The organism is Bacillus sp. SRL337 (assembly GCF_984799155.1).
In genome coordinates this window covers 3,071,440-3,087,433 of sequence record NZ_OZ481793.1, presented here as the reverse complement: position 1 = coordinate 3,087,433, position 15,994 = coordinate 3,071,440, and the positions used below count along the sequence as shown (strand labels likewise).

Genomic DNA, 15,994 nt, shown 5'->3' with positions numbered 1-15,994 from the left:
ATAACCAAGAGAAGCAAAAAAACAATGAAGGAGGAAGAGACAAATGAGCAATTATACATACAAAAGAGTTCACCTTGTTGTCATGGACTCAGTAGGAATCGGGGAAGCTCCTGATGCTAAGGATTTCAACGATGAAGGGGCGGATACATTAGGGCATATCGCCGAACGCATGAATGGGCTGCACATGCCTAATATGAGTAAGCTCGGATTATCAAACATCCGTGAAATAAAAGGAATTGAAAAACAGGAAACGCCTATGGCTTATTACACAAAGATGGAAGAAGCTTCTGTAGGAAAGGATACCATGACAGGACACTGGGAGATCATGGGGCTGAATATCAGCCAGCCTTTTAAAGTGTATCCTGATGGATTTCCTGAAGAGCTATTGAAACAACTTGAAGAAAGAACAGGAAGACCTATTATTGGCAATAAGCCGGCAAGCGGAACGGCAATTATTGAGGAACTGGGTAAAGAGCATATGGAAACCGGTGCATTGATCGTTTATACATCTGCTGATCCTGTCCTTCAAATTGCTGCGCATGAAGAGATTGTGCCGATTGATGAATTGTATAAAATCTGTGAAATAGCACGTGAATTGACAAAAGACGAGGAATATCTCGTTGGCCGCATCATCGCACGTCCATTTGTGGGAGAACCGGGTAACTTCCAGCGTACTTCAAACAGACACGACTATGCATTGAAACCTTTTGATCGGACAGTCATGAACGAACTGAAAGATTCAGGATTTGATGTCATCGCCCTGGGCAAAATTTCTGATATTTACAATGGTGAAGGTGTGACGGAGTCTGTCAGGACCAAGCATAATATGGATGGAATGGATCAAATGGTCAAGTCTTTCGAAAAGGATTTTACCGGTCTTAGTTTCTTGAACCTGGTGGACTTTGATGCATTGTTTGGACACCGCCGCGACCCTGAAGGATACGGAAAGGCCCTGGAAGAGTTTGATGCAAGGCTGCCGGAAGTCTTTGAGAGAATGACAGAGGATGATTTATTGATCATTACGGCTGACCATGGTAATGATCCGGTACATTATGGGACAGATCATACAAGGGAGTATGTACCACTTCTTGTTTATTCGAAACGAATGAGCGGCGGGAAAGAGATTCCGGTCCGCAAAACTTTTGCCGACATAGGGGCGACAGTGGCAGAAAACTTCAACGTGAAACTTCCTAAATACGGAAAAAGCTTTTTAAACGAAATCGCTAAGGAGTCTTAATATGAAATTTGAACAAATAGAGAATGCAGCAAACTTTTTGAATAACAAATATACAGGGAAACCGACTATTGGACTCATTTTAGGTTCGGGACTCGGTGTCCTTGCGGAAGAGATCGAAAATCCGGTCGTAGTGCCTTATAAAGAAATACCGGATTTCCCTGTTTCAACGGTTGCCGGACATGCCGGCCAACTGGTATTCGGTCAATTGTCTGGAAAAGAAGTCGTGGCCATGCAAGGGAGATTCCATTACTATGAGGGCTATGGCTTCGACAAGGTGACATTTCCTGTCAGAGTTATGAAAGAGCTCGGCGTTGAATCCTTGATCGTTACAAACGCAGCCGGAGGGGTTAATGAATCTTTTCAGGCGGGTGATTTGATGATCATTTCCGATCATATTAATAATATGGGGGGGAATCCGCTGATCGGTCCTAATGATGACCGGCTTGGTGCCCGTTTCCCTGACATGTCGGAAGCGTACAGCAAACCTCTTCGTGAACTGGCAAGGTCGGTAGCAGAAAAGCTTTCACTCAACATTAGAGAAGGTGTGTATGTTGGAAATACCGGTCCCGTATATGAAACGCCTGCAGAGGTACGTATGCTTAGAACCCTTGGCGGAGATGCGGTAGGTATGTCGACTGTTCCTGAAGTTATTGTTGCCGGGCACTCAGGTTTGGATGTGCTGGGTATCTCTTGTATTTCTAACATGGCGGCAGGCATCCTTGACCAGCCTCTTACTCATGATGAAGTAATCGAGACAACCGAAAAGGTTCGGCAAGACTTCCTTGATTATGTAAAAGCTATCGTCAAATCGATGTAAAAACGAATGAATACATGCAATATTCTGCATGATGACTAAGTTTTGAGGTGATTAGAAATGAGAATGGTTGATGTAATCGAAAAGAAACGGGACGGCAAAGAGCTGACAGGGGAAGAAATCAATTATTTTGTTGAGGGATACACAGATGGAAGCATTCCCGATTATCAGGCGAGTGCGCTGACAATGGCGATTTTCTTCCAGGGCATGTCTGAAAGGGAACGAGCGGATCTGACGATGGCAATGGTTCAATCCGGGGACCAAATTGATTTATCGGCAATCGAAGGAGTCAAGGTCGACAAGCATTCCACGGGCGGTGTCGGCGATACAACTACTTTAGTACTTGGACCGCTAGTTGCCGCGGTCGGGGTTCCTGTGGCCAAAATGAGTGGTAGAGGACTCGGGCATACAGGCGGAACAATTGACAAGTTGGAAGCAGTACCTGGTTTTCATGTAGAAATCGACAATGATGAGTTTACCCGTCTTGTAAATGAAAATAAAATTGCCGTTATCGGGCAAAGTGGTAATCTGACTCCGGCTGACAAGAAATTATATTCCCTGCGTGATGTAACTGCGACGGTGAACAGTATTCCACTGATTGCATCCTCCATCATGAGTAAAAAAATTGCTGCAGGCGCGGACGCCATTGTCCTTGATGTGAAAACAGGGGCTGGAGCTTTCATGAAAGAGCTTGATGACTCAAAAGAACTGGCACAGGCGATGGTCAACATCGGAAACAATGTCGGACGCAGAACAATGGCCGTAATCTCTGATATGAGCCAGCCGCTTGGATTTGCGATCGGTAATGCATTGGAAGTAAAAGAAGCAATTGATACATTAAAAGGTGAGGGACCGGAAGACTTAACCGAGCTATGTTTGACACTGGGAAGCCATATGGTTTATCTTGCCGGAAAAGCCGCATCCCTTGAAGAAGCACGTGAAAAGCTTGTTACAGTAATGAAGGACGGCTCAGCCTTGAACAGCTTTAAGCTTTTCTTGAAATCCCAAGGAGGGGATGAATCCGTAGTGGACGAACCGGAAAGACTGCCAACAGCAGCGCATGTTTTTGAACTGGAAGCAAAAGAAGATGGTTATGTTTCGGAAATTATTGCTGACTCAGTCGGAACTGCAGCTATGTGGCTTGGTGCTGGAAGGGCGACAAAGGAGTCCGAAATCGATTTGGCTGTAGGACTGGAACTCAGAAAGAAAATTGGTGATAAAGTCCAAAAGGGTGAATCCTTGGTGAGCATCCATAGCAGCAGTGAAGAAATTGATGACGTAAAGAATAAGCTTTATGAAAGCATCAAAGTTACTCAAAGCAAAGTGGATGCCCCTGTACTCATTCACGGGGAAATCAAAGAAACCAAATAACCAAAGTGACTGGTCAACATAAAGAGGCAGGTGATCTTCAAGATCATCTGTCTTTTTTTGTTATAAATGAGCTGTCTTCCTTAAATGGTGAACGAATAATAGTGAAAATTTCATTGGAAATCCCTGTATAAAAAAGATAAGGATGGAAAAAATGGGGCTATGCATGTAATGAAATTCTTACATTGAATGGAGGACCAGGAATGAAACGAATGATATCGGCCATCCTTATGTTAGTATTGATCTCATCCACTTTGGCTCCGTTTGCTTCGGCAGAGGAGAAGAAAACAGAATTAGCGGAAACAGCTAAATCTGCGATATTGATTGAAAGAGATACGGGAACGGTTTTATATGATAAAAACAGCCATGAAAAGCTCCCGCCGGCATCCATGACAAAAATCATGACCATGATCTTGATTATGGAAGCCATTGAAAAGGGCCAGATCAAATGGGAAGACAAAGTCAGAACAAGTGAATATGCAGCCTCCATGGGCGGTTCTCAAATTTTCCTGGAGCCTGGTGAAGAAATGACAGTCAAAGAAATGCTGCTGGGCATTTCGATCGGTTCAGCAAATGATGCGTCTGTTGCGATGGCAGAGCATATTGCAGGCAGCGAAGAAGGCTTCGTAGAGAAAATGAATAATAAAGTCAAGGATATGGGATTAAACGACACGCATTTCAAGAACCCGACAGGTCTGCCGGCAAGTGATCATGTCAGTTCTGCACACGACATGGCCATGTTGGCTAAGGAATTGTTGAAACATCAAGAAATCACAAATTTCACGGGAACTTATGAATCTTACTTGCGTGAAGATACAGATAAGAAATTCTGGCTGGTGAATACAAATAAACTGGTCCGTTTTTACCCAGGAGTGGATGGGTTGAAAACCGGATTTACAAATGAGGCAAAGTACTGCCTGACAGCAACGGCCAAAAAAGACAACATGAGGGTCATTGCGGTAGTTTTCGGGGAACCCACACCTAAAGACCGGAATGCAGAGGTCAGTAAGATGTTCGACTATGCCTTCAGTCAATATCAGACAAAACCTCTTTTTGAAAAAGGGGCGAGCGTAGGCAAGACGAAAGTTTCCAAAGGAAAAGTTAAAGAAGTTGATGCAATGACGAACGAGCCGGTTTCCCTGCTTGCGAAAAAAGGCGAAAAGCTTGACGGTGTTGAGAAAAAGGTACAATTAGATAAGCTGAAAGCTCCAGTGAAAAAGGGAGATAAAATCGGTAAACTTGTCATTGAAAAAGATGGGAAGCCACTGTCTGAAACTCAGCTTATAGCTAAACAGGATGTTCCACAGGCAAGCTTCTGGCAGTTGTATAAGCGTGCTTTTGGAATGTTTACGAAGAGCGGTAATTAATTTATTGTCTTCTTACCATTGTTGTTTGTGCATTCATCCTCCTTCGCTTTGGTGTGAAACGGCAAGGGTCACCACAAGTTTTTTTGTTAAAAAAACAGCATAAATTGTCTAAATACTTCTAGTTTTGTCTTGTAGAAGGAATTTGGGAATACAGAATAGAATTGACTCACTATACGACAGAGAAGGAGGCCTGTGATAGTGAGTCTTACTATTGGTCTAGAAGTTAAAAGTGATGTTCTTTGCATTCGACTAAGCGGGGAACTTGATCACCACACAGCAGAAAAATTGAGGCAGCAAGCCTCTCAGTTGATTGAAGAACACGGAATCAAGCACATTGTACTGAACATGGAAGCTCTTGGATTCATGGACAGCTCTGGTCTCGGTGTGATTTTAGGGAGATATAAGCAAATTAAACAGAAGCATGGAGAAATGGTGGTCTGTGCAATTTCCCCGGCAGTCAAGCGGCTATTTGAGATGTCCGGCCTCTTTAAGATCATTCGTTTAGAGCCGTCTGAAGAATATGCATTACAAAGTCTGGGGGTTGCCTGAAAATGAAAAATGAAATGAACATTCAATTCAGTGCAGTGAGCGAAAATGAATCGTTTGCTCGTGTGACCGTAGCTTCCTTTATTGCTCAGCTTGATCCGACAATGGATGAACTGACGGAAATCAAGACTGTCGTTTCAGAAGCGGTTACCAACGCCATCATACATGGCTATGATAACAACCCAAACTGTTTCGTCTATATCACAGTCAAGATGGAAGACGGTTGTATTGACATGGAAATCAGGGATGATGGTATTGGCATACAGGATGTAGAGGAAGCCCGCCAGCCGCTGTTCACAACCAAACCCGAGCTTGAACGTTCAGGTATGGGCTTTACAATCATGGAAAACTTTATGGATGAGATAGAAGTGAGTTCGCACCCTGGAGCAGGCACAACCGTTCGTTTAAAAAAGCATTTAGCTAACAGTAAAGCGCTATGCAATTAAGGAGCTGTGCTAATGGATGTGGAAGTTAAGAAGGACAAAGAGCAGAGTTTTTTAAAGGATACAGAGGTTAAAGAACTCATCCAGCGAAGCCAGGAAGGTGACCAGTCAGCCAGGGACTTGATTGTCCAAAAAAACATGAGACTCGTATGGTCAGTTGTACAGCGGTTTTTGAATCGGGGATATGAACCTGACGACCTGTTTCAAATCGGTTGCATAGGATTATTGAAATCAGTGGACAAATTTGATTTGTCATATGATGTTAAGTTTTCAACCTATGCAGTTCCCATGATCATCGGGGAAATCCAAAGGTTTATCCGGGATGACGGCACGGTAAAGGTAAGCAGGTCATTGAAAGAGACCGGCAACCGGGTTCGCCGGGCAAGAGATGAATTGTCAAAAACATTGGGAAGGGTTCCTACCATCAATGAAATTGCCGCCCATCTTGAACTGTCCCCAGAAGAAATCGTCATGGCACAAGAGGCGAGCAGGGCACCTTCCTCTATTCATGAAACCGTATATGAAAATGATGGGGACCCGATCACACTCCTGGACCAAATTTCCGATACCTCAGACCAGAAGTGGTTTGATAAGATTGCTTTAAAAGAAGCCATCAGGGAATTGGATGAAAGGGAGCGGCTGATTGTCTATCTCCGATACTACAAGGACCAGACCCAGTCCGAAGTCGCCGACCGCCTTGGGATTTCCCAGGTGCAGGTTTCAAGGCTGGAGAAAAAAATCCTGCATAATATGAAAGAAAAAATGAATTTGACGTAAGGATAAGCAAACCGCTTCAGGCGGTTTGCTTTTTTTGATGTGCAGCCGGTCAGCGACCATTGTTTTCGAGGCATGAGTTGAAAAATCAATTCCCCCCATGAGCTTGATGCCCCCAAAAACGGTAGGTAACCCGAGAAAATTAAGCCTTCAGTTTATCTCCTGCTCCATTCATGATCATCGCCTTCTTCAAAATCAATGCGATTGATCCCGCTATACAACAGCTGATTTGGGAAACACCGGGTTATAACCGGTGTGGAGGTTTACAACCAGGTGAATAGAATAGAAACACTGGGTTATAAACGATGTGGTGGTTTACAACCAGGTGAAAAGAAGAGAACCACCTGGTTATAAACGGTGTGGAGGTCTAAAACCATGTGATTTAGAAGGGAAACACCGGGTTATAAACGATGAGGAGGTCTAAAACCAGGTGAAAAGAAGAGAAACCCCTGGTTATAAACGGTATTGAGGTCTACAACCAGGTGAATAGAAAAGAAACACCGGATTATAATCGGTGTGGAGGTTTAAAACCATGTGATTAAAAGGGAAACCCCTGGTTATAAACAGTGTGATGGTCTAAAACCAGGTGAAAAGAAGAGAACCACCGGTTATAACCGGTGTGGAGGTCTAAAACCATGTGATTAGAAGGGAAACCCCTGGTTATAACCGGTGTGGAGGTTTACAACCAGGTGAATAGAAGAGAAACACAGGGTTATAAACGATGTGGAGGTTTACAACCAGGTGAATAGAAGGGAAACACCGGATTATATCCGGTGTGGAGGTTTAAAACCAGGTGAAAAGAAGAGAACCACCTGGTTATAAACGATGAGGAGGTCTAAAACCATGTGATTAAAAGAGAACCACCTGGTTATAACCGGTGTGGAGGTTTAAGACCATGTGATTAAAAGAGAAACACCGGATTATAAACGGTGTGATGGTCTAAAACCAGGTGAATAGAAGAGAAACACCTGGTTATAAACGGTATTGAGGTCTAAAACCAGGTGAATAGAAAAGAAACCCCGGGTTATAAACGATGAGTATCTCTATAACCAGGTGATTAGAAGGGAACCACCTGGTTATAACCGGTGTGGAGGTTTAAAACCAGGTGAATAGAAGAGAAACACAGGGTTATAAACGATGAGGAGGTCTAAAACCATGTGATTAAAAGAGAACCACCTGGTTATAACCGGTGTGGAGGTTTAAAACCATGTGATTAAAAGGGAAACACCGGATTATAAACGGTGTGATGGTCTAAAACCAGGTGAATAGAAGAGAAACACCTGGTTATAAACGGTATTGAGGTCTAAAACCAGGTGAATAGAAAAGAAACCCCGGATTATAATCGGTGTGGAGGTTTAAAACCAAGTGATTAAAAGGGAAACACCGGGTTATAACCGGTGTGATGTTCTAAAACCATGTGAATAGAAAAAAACACCTGGTTATAAACGATGAGGAGATCTAAAAATATGTGAAAAGAAGAGAAACCCCGGGTTGTAAACGATGAGTATCTCTATAACCATGTGATTAGAAGGGAAGCCCCTGGTTACAACCGGTGTGATGTTTTAAAACCATGTGAATAGAAAAAAACCACCTGGTTATAAACGATGAGGAGATCTAACACCAGGTGAAAAGAAGAGAAACCCCGGCTTATAAACAGTGTGAAGCTCTAAAACCAAGCGAACCAAAGAGAACCACCGGGTTATAAAAGATGTGGATCCCTAAAACCATATAATCACAAAGTAAATCCTCGGCACACAAACGATTAAGGTTAAAACCTTGTGATATCAATGAAAACTCCTGTTAGAAAAACAGTTAGCAATTATTGGTTTCATGAAATTTTTGTCTGAAATCCATACTATTTAAATAAGCAGGAAAATAATGTTGACCAGGAAGTGAGAAGGATGGAAGGTTCAGTATATATTCGGCTTAGGCACAGGCTGCAAGTAAGACCGGAAAGCAGTATCCTGCTAGAAAATACTGCCCAGATCATCGCCCCTGAACATTATCTCAAGGCCATTCGGAAGATCGTTCTTCATAAGGTGACCAAAGAGGATAAGAATATTATCATACTTGACCTTATGAGAGTGATTTCGCAAATCAAAATGGTGCTTCCCAATGTGGATGTTCAAACGATCGGTCCCTCTCAGACAATTGTGGAAGTGGTGTATAAGCGGAAGAAGGTTTCACCAGCATTGTTTGCTGCTGTCTGGCTATTACTATTTATTGGCGCAGCAATGGCTATCATGAATTTTCATGAGGATGTAAGTATGCGGGCAGTGCATCAGCGGCTCTACCTGATGATGACTGGCAAGGAAGACCCGCATCCATTGTTGTTTCAAGTTCCATATTCCTTCGGCTTAGGTTTGGGAATGATTTTATTTTTCAATCATGTGTTCCGGAAAAGGCTCAACGAAGAGCCCAGTCCCCTTGAAGTTGAAATGTTCAATTACCAGCAAGATCTCGATCAATACGTCATTATGCATGAAAATAAAGAAAGCATGAAGCACCTCGATGACGATTAATATTCTAATATTAGGGTTTGTCGGGCTTGCCGGAGGACTTGCTGTGGGTTCGGGGTTAGTGGCTTTTTTAACAGTGCTTGGGATTATTCCCCGCCTGACGCAGTTAACCAAGACAATGAAAATGATTCACTTTTATGAATGGGCGGTTGTGTTCGGGGCAATAATCGGAAGTGTTTTCAGCCTTAATTCATTTACCCTCGGATTCACACCTTATATCCTGGTGCCGATGGGATTATTGAGCGGTATTTTTGTAGGAATGCTTGCTGCTGCATTGACGGAAGTGTTGAATGTTCTCCCGATCCTGACAAAAAGGATAGGAATTAATGACCGCATTATCACTCTTTTGATGGCTATTGTCCTGGGGAAAGTTCTTGGCTCACTGTTTCACTGGATTTATTTTGTCCGTTTATAAGCTTGAAAGGAGAGCTTGGTATGGCAGGGAAGAAAAATATAATACTCGTGACCGATGGAGATGAATATGCCAGAAAAGCGATCGAAGCAGCGGCAAAGGAATATGGTGCCCGCTGTATTTCAAGGTCCCAAGGAAATCCTTCGGTTCTAAAAGGCAGTGAAATTGTTGAATTAATTAAGACCGCCAAAGGAGATTTGGTATTTGTGATGTTTGATGACAGCGGATTTCTTGGAGAAGGAAGCGGGGAGACAGCCATGAAATATGTTGCGGCCTGCAGGGATTTTACTATTCTTGGTGCCATTGCGGTTGCATCCAAAACCAGACAGGCTGAGTGGACCAAGGTTGACGTTTGTATTGACAAGTTTGGAGAACTGACTCCTTATGGTGTTGATAAGTTTGGCGTCCCTGAAAATGAAATCGGCAGAATCAATGGTGATACAGTATACTGCCTGGATCAATTGCACCTGCCGATTGTCGTCGGCATTGGAGATATCGGAAAAATGGCGAAAAAAGACCATTTTTCAAGAGGGGCTCCTATAACTAAAAAGGCAGTTGAAATCATACTTGAAAGGAGCGGTTACCATGCCTAGTATGAAGAGGGAAAAAACACCAATTCCGGAGGATCTCAAAAAACTGGAAGAATTATTGATCGAAACGACAGGGTTGAGAAAAAGCTTTGACCTTGGAGTAAGAAAACTTAAAATCCTTAAGAAGGATGTCCATATATACTATATCAATGGTTTATGTGATACGCAGTTTCTTATAGAGATTGTCGAGAATCTTGTCGAGGTCAATGATCATGAACGTTTGCCTTCGAAATTATATGAAATCGTACACAACCGGATACCCCATCAGTCTGTCGAACCTGTCAAAACAGTTGAGGAGATGGTGGATGAAGTATTGTCCGGTCTTATCGCTGTTTTGGTTGAGGGGCAACAAGAAGCCCTGATCGTCGATGTGAGGAGTTACCCTGGCAGACAGCCGGAAGAACCCGATACAGAAAAAGTAGTAAGGGGTTCCCGTGACGGCTACGTGGAGAACATCATTGTCAATACCGCTTTGACGAGAAGAAGAATAAGAGATCCCAGGCTGAGGTTCGAGATTTTCAGGATCGGTGAACGTTCCAAGACCGATATCTCCATTGCCTATATAGAAGATGTAGCCAATCCCTCGCTGATCAAGGTGATCAAACAAGAATTGAAAGATATCAAAATTGACGGATTGACTATGGCAGATAAAACGATCGAGGAATTTCTCGTAAAGCAGGGGTATAATCCCTACCCTCTGGTACGGTACACAGAGCGGGCGGATATCGGAGCAACACACCTGCTTGAGGGGCATGTGCTCATTTTTGTTGATACCTCTCCTAGCGTGATCATCACTCCTACCACCTTTTTCCATCATCTTCAGCACGCTGAAGAATACAGGCAGTCACCAGCTGTAGGAACCTTTGTTAGATGGGCAAGATTTATAGGGGTCCTAGCCAGTTTATTTCTTCTGCCTCTATGGTACTTATTTGTGATGGATCCATCTCTTCTCCCGCCGCCGCTGGAGTTCATTGGACCGAATGAAGAAACCAATATACCGGTAATAGCACAGCTGCTGATTGCTGACATGGGTATTGAATTTTTGAGGATCGCCGCGATTCATACTCCGACACCACTGTCAACGGCAATGGGATTAATTGCAGCTGTATTGATTGGACAGATTGCCATTGATGTAGGGATGTTTGTTCCTGAGGTCATTTTATATGTCGCAGTTGCTGCTATAGGAACCTTTTCTACACCCAGCTATGAACTGAGCGTAGCCAACAAACTTTTCCGGCTAGCTTTATTGATTGTAGTAGCGTTGTTCCATGTTCCGGGGTTGATGATTGGAGCGACTGTATTTCTCCTTTTCCTGATTCATATACGTTCACTGAACACACCTTATCTATGGCCGTTCTTACCGTTCAGTCCAAAGGCCTTTATGCAGATTATTGTCAGAAGGGCAGTGCCGGGATCAAAGATCAGGCCGAGCATTGTACAGCCTAGAAACAAATATAAGCAGCCGGCAAAATCCCGTTAGGATTGCAACCCTCTTCATTCTGTGATAAATTACTTTTAATTACTAAAGCGATAAAGTAAAAGGGATGAGAGAAGAATGCATTTAAATGGAACAGGCAATATCAACAGCCGTGATCACCTCGAAATCGGAGGGGTCGATACGATCGAATTGGCAAAAGAATATGGTACACCTCTATATGTTTATGATGTCGAGCTGATCAGAGAGAGAGCAAGGGGCTTTAAAGATACCTTTGAAAATCTAGGAATCAAGGCCCAGGTGGCATATGCCAGTAAGGCATTTTCATCGGTTGCCGTCTTTCAGTTGATGAAAGAAGAAGGATTGTCGCTGGATGTGGTCTCCGGTGGAGAACTATTTACGGCAATGAAAGCTGGCTTTCCGGCAGACCGAATCCATTTCCATGGAAATAATAAGAGTGAAGATGAACTCCGTATGGCACTGGACCATCAGATTGGCTGTGTTGTGGTCGATAACTTCCATGAATTACAGCTGCTGGAAGGTGTTTGCGAAGATATGGGGAAAAGTATGGATATCCTGATCCGGGTGACCCCGGGGATTGAAGCTCATACCCATGACTATATCTTGACTGGCCAAGAGGACTCTAAGTTTGGATTTGGGTTGGAGAACGGGCAAACGGAAGATGCTTTACTCAGAGCTATTAAGTCTTCTTATTTAAATGTTCTTGGACTTCACTGCCACATTGGTTCCCAGATTTTTGAAACAACCGGCTTTGTGCTGGCCGCCAGCAAAATCATTGGAAAGCTTGCTGAATGGAAAGAAACGCACGATTACTCTGCAGAAGTTTTAAACCTTGGAGGAGGCTTCGGCATCAGGTATACAACTGAAGACGATCCGATTCCGGCTTCTCAATATGTTGAGGAGATTATTTCAGAAGTGAAGAAGAAGGCTGAAGAATATAATTTGAACATGCCCGAGATTTGGATCGAGCCGGGTCGTTCCTTAGTCGGAGATGCCGGAACTACTTTATATCGTATTGGTTCCAGCAAAGAGGTACCCAATATCAGGAAGTACCTGGCTGTTGATGGAGGCATGAGCGATAATATCCGCCCTGCACTTTATGAAGCGAAGTATGAAGCCCTCCTTGCAAACAAAGCAGGGCAGCCCATCCAGGAAACGGTATCCATAGCGGGGAAATGCTGTGAGTCCGGAGATATGTTGATCTGGGATCTGCCGCTGCCTGAATCGTCACAGGGTGATATCCTGGCCGTTTTCTGTACAGGCGCCTATGGCTATTCTATGGCTAATAATTATAACAGGATACCAAGACCGCCGGTAGTATTCGTAGAAAATGGCCAGTCAAAGCTTGTTGTAAGAAGGGAGAGTTTTGAAGACCTGGTAAAGCTGGACTTGCCCCTTCATGATTAATACCTTATAGTAGAGGCGGACACCAATGTGTGTCTGTCTTTTTTGTGTTTTTACAATTACAGCATAATTGCTCAAGAAGACCTTGGTGTTTTTTATAAGGAGTTTGCTATATGTTCGGAGTGGAAGGAGTGCGGTCGCCTGGGAATCAATCTGAAACCATCTGCCCACGGTCAAGGAGGTCCCCAGGCTCGCTTCTTGCTGATCAGTTCCGGGAGACAACTCCCCGGCTCCTTGTTGTGATAAATCAACATCATCTTACTTGGTTCATGCAGGAGCTCCAATGGACGACACTGGAGCGGAAATTATATATGACTTTTTCAAAAAAACACCATTTTATAAGTTTGTACCAAAGGAGCTGCACAAATGATGAGAAAGAAAAATATACTATTATTCATCCTGTTTCTAATTCTTTCATTGGGTTGGGGAGTCATTTATTGGATGTTTTTGGCTGGTTGATGCAAAGCTGGTTTTGACGCATTCAAACGAATAATGTTGAATCTTTTGCTTAATTTTAGTAAGATTATAACGATTAAGATGATCACGGAATGAATAAACTTTGTGCAAAATCTGCACAAATTATAACGAGGGGTCTTTTATGCTTATACGTTACAAAAAAGCTTTTGAGAAAATTGCTATGGGGTTGCTGTCTTTTATGCCGCAGGAAAAGGATTTGAAAAAGCTGCAGCAGACAATGCTGAATTATGAGCAGGAAAATGACTGGCAGTTATTTCTGTGGAAGGATGAAGACATTGTCGGCTTGATCGGCGTCGTCATTGGCGAAGAAGCAATTGAGGTAAGGCATATATCGGTCAATCCTTCGCACCGCCATGAGGGAATAGGGAAAGCCATGCTTCGGACAATAAGCGATATCTATTCCAATAAAACGGTAAAGCCGAATGAACATACCGCTGCATTTTTTGAGAAATGTGATCTGGATAACAAAGAACGGGATATATAAAGTTGGAGTTCTTTTGGACTCTGTTATACAACAAAAAGACTGACATCCGTTAATGTCAGTCTTTTTGTCGTTGTCTGGAGAGCAGTGCTGCTTCCCGCTGCCTGATCACTTCTGTGCGATCACGGAGGGAATGACGGTGAATGATGGACGCAGGAATGGTTTGCTGATTTCCCGGGACTCTGCATTTTGATTGAAGCATCTGCTTCAACTCATCATTGAGCGGAAGTTCTATACTTTTATACTTTTTTTCAGAGTTGATGTCCTGTACTGTCTGCTCAAGGGTGTTTTGTAAATTCACTGGGTCGATCCCCAGTTTTTGAAGAGATCGCGAATGATGTCTCAGGTTGACCAGGCCTCTCTTCAGGATCCTCGCTGCACCCTTCCTATTCTCTCTCCGAAAATGATAGAACCCCACTGCGATTTGAATCAAGCCGACCCAGACAGAATCTTTGTTGCCGGCATCTGTCTCTTTCCAGTACTCTTCCAAAACCTCGTGGCATTCAAAGTAGTCTCTGTCGCAATGGAAATAAAGGAGGTAATCCAGGTATTCTTTAGGATAGTCCATAGGAGTCTCACCCTTTCTTCAAATGATTTTACCATATTGATTCTTTACAAAGAAAACGGTAATCCTAAATTTACTATTGGAGAATGTCTTATAATCTACTATACTAGAAGTTAGTCTGAAAAAGCGTATTATAAAGAATTGGTGATATGATGGAATATAATGTGAAAATCGATGCCTTCGAAGGTCCATTGGATCTGCTATTGCATTTGATTCATTCATTGGAGATTGACATTTACGACATTCCGATGGCGCAAATCACAGAACAGTACTTATTATATATACATACAATGAAAAAGTTGGAACTTGATGTAGCAAGTGAGTACCTCGTAATGGCCGCTACTTTACTGGCAATCAAAAGCAAGATGCTTCTGCCAAAACACGAAGAAATAGATGATGAAGACGAATTTGGGATAGAAGAAGATCCCCGTGAAGAACTCGTCGATCGATTAATAGAGTATAAAAAATATAAAGAAGCTGCTGTAGAGTTGAAGAGCCGGGAAGAAGAGAGAGGCCAAATGTATACAAAGCCTCCTAGTGACTTATCTGAGTTTGCGGATGAGAAGGTTACAGGCATGCTGGATCAGGATGTCACGATCTATGATATGCTGGGGGCTTTCAATAAGCTGCTCCGCAGGAAGAAATTACAAAAACCTGTTACGACCAAAATATCGCGGCAGGAAATCCCGATTGAAAAAAGAATGGATGAGATCCTGATCCATCTGAAAGGAACGCGGAAGAAGCAAAAATTTTTCTCCTTGTTTCCTTATGAGGACAGGGAACATATTGTGGTAACATTCCTTGCTGTCCTGGAGCTTATGAAAAGGAAGCAGATCGTGGTAAGGCAGGACCAAAACTTTGACGACTTTACTGTTCAGTCAGCAGAGGGGGCAGAACTTGTTGGAAATCATTAATTGGAAAGGCATATTGGAAAGCTTGCTTTTTGCAGCAGGAGATGAAGGGCTTTCTCTTAAACAAGTCTGCGCAGTCCTGGATGTGGAAGAACACCAGGCATTAGAAATCATAAATACTCTCTTCACCGAATATAACAAGGATGAAAGCAGGGGGATAACACTTATAGAACTTGCGGGGACTTACCAGCTTGTGACGAAAAAAGAGCATGCCCCGTACTTGAAAAAACTTGTTGAATCTCCAAATGTAAATTCCCTTTCACAGGCGGCGCTCGAGACGCTTGCCATCGTAGCTTACAAACAGCCGATCACGAGAGTTGATATCGAGGAAATAAGAGGTGTGAAAACCGACAGGCCGCTCAGCACCCTGGCATCGAAGGGGCTGATAAAGGCTGTAGGGCGTGCGGAAGGGACAGGCCGTGCGATATTATATGGTACAACCAAAGAGTTCTTGGATTATTTTGGATTGAAAGATATAAGTGAGCTCCCTCCGCTCCCTGAAAACATCGATGAAGAATTCTTGTCGGAAGATGCAGATTTATTTTTTGAAAAATTTCAGGAAACGCTGGATTCTCAATCCTGACATTATGGTACTATTAATACAAGCTGATCGAAGGAGACGCTTTTGTT

General features: G+C 43.2%; 16 protein-coding genes. 15 read left to right on the top strand and 1 reads right to left on the bottom strand.

Annotation, left to right across the window (positions count from 1 at the left end; translation table 11 throughout):
• The first annotated feature begins 43 nt into the window (after positions 1-43).
• The 13 genes from deoB to AC4E8A_RS15710 all read left to right on the top strand — a co-directional run bounded on the left by deoB (position 44) and on the right by AC4E8A_RS15710 (position 13,891).
• A complete protein-coding gene (gene deoB, locus AC4E8A_RS15770) occupies positions 44-1,237 on the top strand; it encodes a phosphopentomutase (protein WP_490194250.1) in 1,194 nt (397 codons plus the stop codon).
• Between the two features lies 1 nt (position 1,238).
• Positions 1,239-2,054, top strand: coding sequence for a purine-nucleoside phosphorylase (locus AC4E8A_RS15765; protein WP_490194248.1), 816 nt, complete (start codon positions 1,239-1,241; stop codon positions 2,052-2,054).
• A 57-nt stretch (positions 2,055-2,111) separates the two neighbouring features.
• Entirely contained in the window at positions 2,112-3,422 is a 1,311-nt protein-coding gene (locus tag AC4E8A_RS15760) for a pyrimidine-nucleoside phosphorylase (protein ID WP_490194246.1), read from the top strand.
• 200 nt (positions 3,423-3,622) lie between these two features.
• Entirely contained in the window at positions 3,623-4,786 is a 1,164-nt protein-coding gene (locus AC4E8A_RS15755) for a D-alanyl-D-alanine carboxypeptidase family protein (protein WP_490194244.1), read from the top strand.
• A 198-nt stretch (positions 4,787-4,984) separates the two neighbouring features.
• Positions 4,985-5,335, top strand: coding sequence for an anti-sigma F factor antagonist (gene spoIIAA / locus AC4E8A_RS15750; RefSeq protein ID WP_490194242.1), 351 nt, complete (start codon positions 4,985-4,987; stop codon positions 5,333-5,335).
• A 2-nt stretch (positions 5,336-5,337) separates the two neighbouring features.
• Positions 5,338-5,778, top strand: coding sequence for an anti-sigma F factor (gene spoIIAB / locus AC4E8A_RS15745; protein ID WP_490194240.1), 441 nt, complete (start codon positions 5,338-5,340; stop codon positions 5,776-5,778).
• Between the two features lie 12 nt (positions 5,779-5,790).
• Positions 5,791-6,552, top strand: coding sequence for an RNA polymerase sporulation sigma factor SigF (gene sigF / locus AC4E8A_RS15740; RefSeq protein ID WP_490194238.1), 762 nt, complete (start codon positions 5,791-5,793; stop codon positions 6,550-6,552).
• A gap of 1,898 nt (positions 6,553-8,450) precedes the next feature.
• The gene (locus AC4E8A_RS15735) at positions 8,451-9,071 is read left to right on the top strand and encodes a stage V sporulation protein AA (RefSeq protein ID WP_490194237.1); all 621 of its coding nucleotides are present in this window, start codon (positions 8,451-8,453) and stop codon (positions 9,069-9,071) included.
• Positions 9,061-9,483 carry a stage V sporulation protein AB gene (locus AC4E8A_RS15730; RefSeq protein WP_490194235.1) on the top strand — a complete coding sequence of 141 codons (423 nt, stop codon included), beginning with the start codon at positions 9,061-9,063 and terminating at the stop codon, positions 9,481-9,483. Before AC4E8A_RS15735 ends, AC4E8A_RS15730 begins: the two co-directional genes overlap by 11 nt.
• Positions 9,484-9,503: 20 nt before the next feature.
• On the top strand, positions 9,504-10,073 hold the full coding sequence (gene spoVAEA / locus AC4E8A_RS15725) for a stage V sporulation protein SpoVABEA (protein ID WP_490194233.1): 570 nt from the start codon (positions 9,504-9,506) through the stop codon (positions 10,071-10,073).
• A gap of 1 nt (position 10,074) precedes the next feature.
• Positions 10,075-11,550, top strand: coding sequence for a spore germination protein (locus AC4E8A_RS15720; RefSeq protein ID WP_490198891.1), 1,476 nt, complete (start codon positions 10,075-10,077; stop codon positions 11,548-11,550).
• Positions 11,551-11,625: 75 nt separating this feature from the next.
• Complete coding sequence (lysA, locus tag AC4E8A_RS15715; protein WP_490194231.1) at positions 11,626-12,933, top strand: diaminopimelate decarboxylase; 1,308 nt, start codon at positions 11,626-11,628, stop codon at positions 12,931-12,933.
• 595 nt (positions 12,934-13,528) lie between these two features.
• Entirely contained in the window at positions 13,529-13,891 is a 363-nt protein-coding gene (locus tag AC4E8A_RS15710; protein ID WP_490194229.1) for a GNAT family N-acetyltransferase, read from the top strand.
• A gap of 55 nt (positions 13,892-13,946) precedes the next feature.
• Here the strand turns inward: AC4E8A_RS15710 and AC4E8A_RS15705 are convergent, their stop codons facing one another.
• A complete protein-coding gene (locus AC4E8A_RS15705) occupies positions 13,947-14,456 on the bottom strand; it encodes a DUF309 domain-containing protein (protein ID WP_490194227.1) in 510 nt (169 codons plus the stop codon).
• Positions 14,457-14,605: 149 nt separating this feature from the next.
• Here AC4E8A_RS15705 and AC4E8A_RS15700 point away from each other — a divergent pair, with 149 nt between their 5' ends.
• Positions 14,606-15,367, top strand: a complete 762-nt coding sequence (locus tag AC4E8A_RS15700) for a segregation/condensation protein A (RefSeq protein ID WP_490198890.1) — start codon at positions 14,606-14,608, stop codon at positions 15,365-15,367.
• Positions 15,354-15,947 (top strand): SMC-Scp complex subunit ScpB, encoded by a 594-nt coding sequence (scpB, locus tag AC4E8A_RS15695; RefSeq protein WP_490194225.1) that lies wholly within the window; start codon positions 15,354-15,356, stop codon positions 15,945-15,947. The genes AC4E8A_RS15700 and scpB overlap by 14 nt, the downstream gene beginning before the upstream one ends.
• The last annotated feature ends 47 nt before the right edge of the window (positions 15,948-15,994 follow it).

Excerpts from the sequence above, each read along its gene's own strand:
- deoB (WP_490194250.1), top strand. The coding sequence starts at position 44 with ATGAGCAATTATACATACAAAAGAGTTCACCTTGTTGTCATGGACTCA.
- AC4E8A_RS15765 (WP_490194248.1), top strand. The coding sequence starts at position 1,239 with ATGAAATTTGAACAAATAGAGAATGCAGCAAACTTTTTGAATAACAAA.
- AC4E8A_RS15760 (WP_490194246.1), top strand. The coding sequence starts at position 2,112 with ATGAGAATGGTTGATGTAATCGAAAAGAAACGGGACGGCAAAGAGCTG.
- AC4E8A_RS15755 (WP_490194244.1), top strand. The coding sequence starts at position 3,623 with ATGAAACGAATGATATCGGCCATCCTTATGTTAGTATTGATCTCATCC.
- spoIIAB (WP_490194240.1), top strand. The coding sequence starts at position 5,338 with ATGAAAAATGAAATGAACATTCAATTCAGTGCAGTGAGCGAAAATGAA.
- sigF (WP_490194238.1), top strand. The coding sequence starts at position 5,791 with ATGGATGTGGAAGTTAAGAAGGACAAAGAGCAGAGTTTTTTAAAGGAT.
- AC4E8A_RS15735 (WP_490194237.1), top strand. The coding sequence starts at position 8,451 with ATGGAAGGTTCAGTATATATTCGGCTTAGGCACAGGCTGCAAGTAAGA.
- AC4E8A_RS15730 (WP_490194235.1), top strand. The coding sequence starts at position 9,061 with ATGACGATTAATATTCTAATATTAGGGTTTGTCGGGCTTGCCGGAGGA.
- spoVAEA (WP_490194233.1), top strand. The coding sequence starts at position 9,504 with ATGGCAGGGAAGAAAAATATAATACTCGTGACCGATGGAGATGAATAT.
- AC4E8A_RS15720 (WP_490198891.1), top strand. The coding sequence starts at position 10,075 with ATGAAGAGGGAAAAAACACCAATTCCGGAGGATCTCAAAAAACTGGAA.
- lysA (WP_490194231.1), top strand. The coding sequence starts at position 11,626 with ATGCATTTAAATGGAACAGGCAATATCAACAGCCGTGATCACCTCGAA.
- AC4E8A_RS15710 (WP_490194229.1), top strand. The coding sequence starts at position 13,529 with ATGCTTATACGTTACAAAAAAGCTTTTGAGAAAATTGCTATGGGGTTG.
- AC4E8A_RS15705 (WP_490194227.1), bottom strand. The coding sequence starts at position 14,456 with ATGGACTATCCTAAAGAATACCTGGATTACCTCCTTTATTTCCATTGC.
- AC4E8A_RS15700 (WP_490198890.1), top strand. The coding sequence starts at position 14,606 with ATGGAATATAATGTGAAAATCGATGCCTTCGAAGGTCCATTGGATCTG.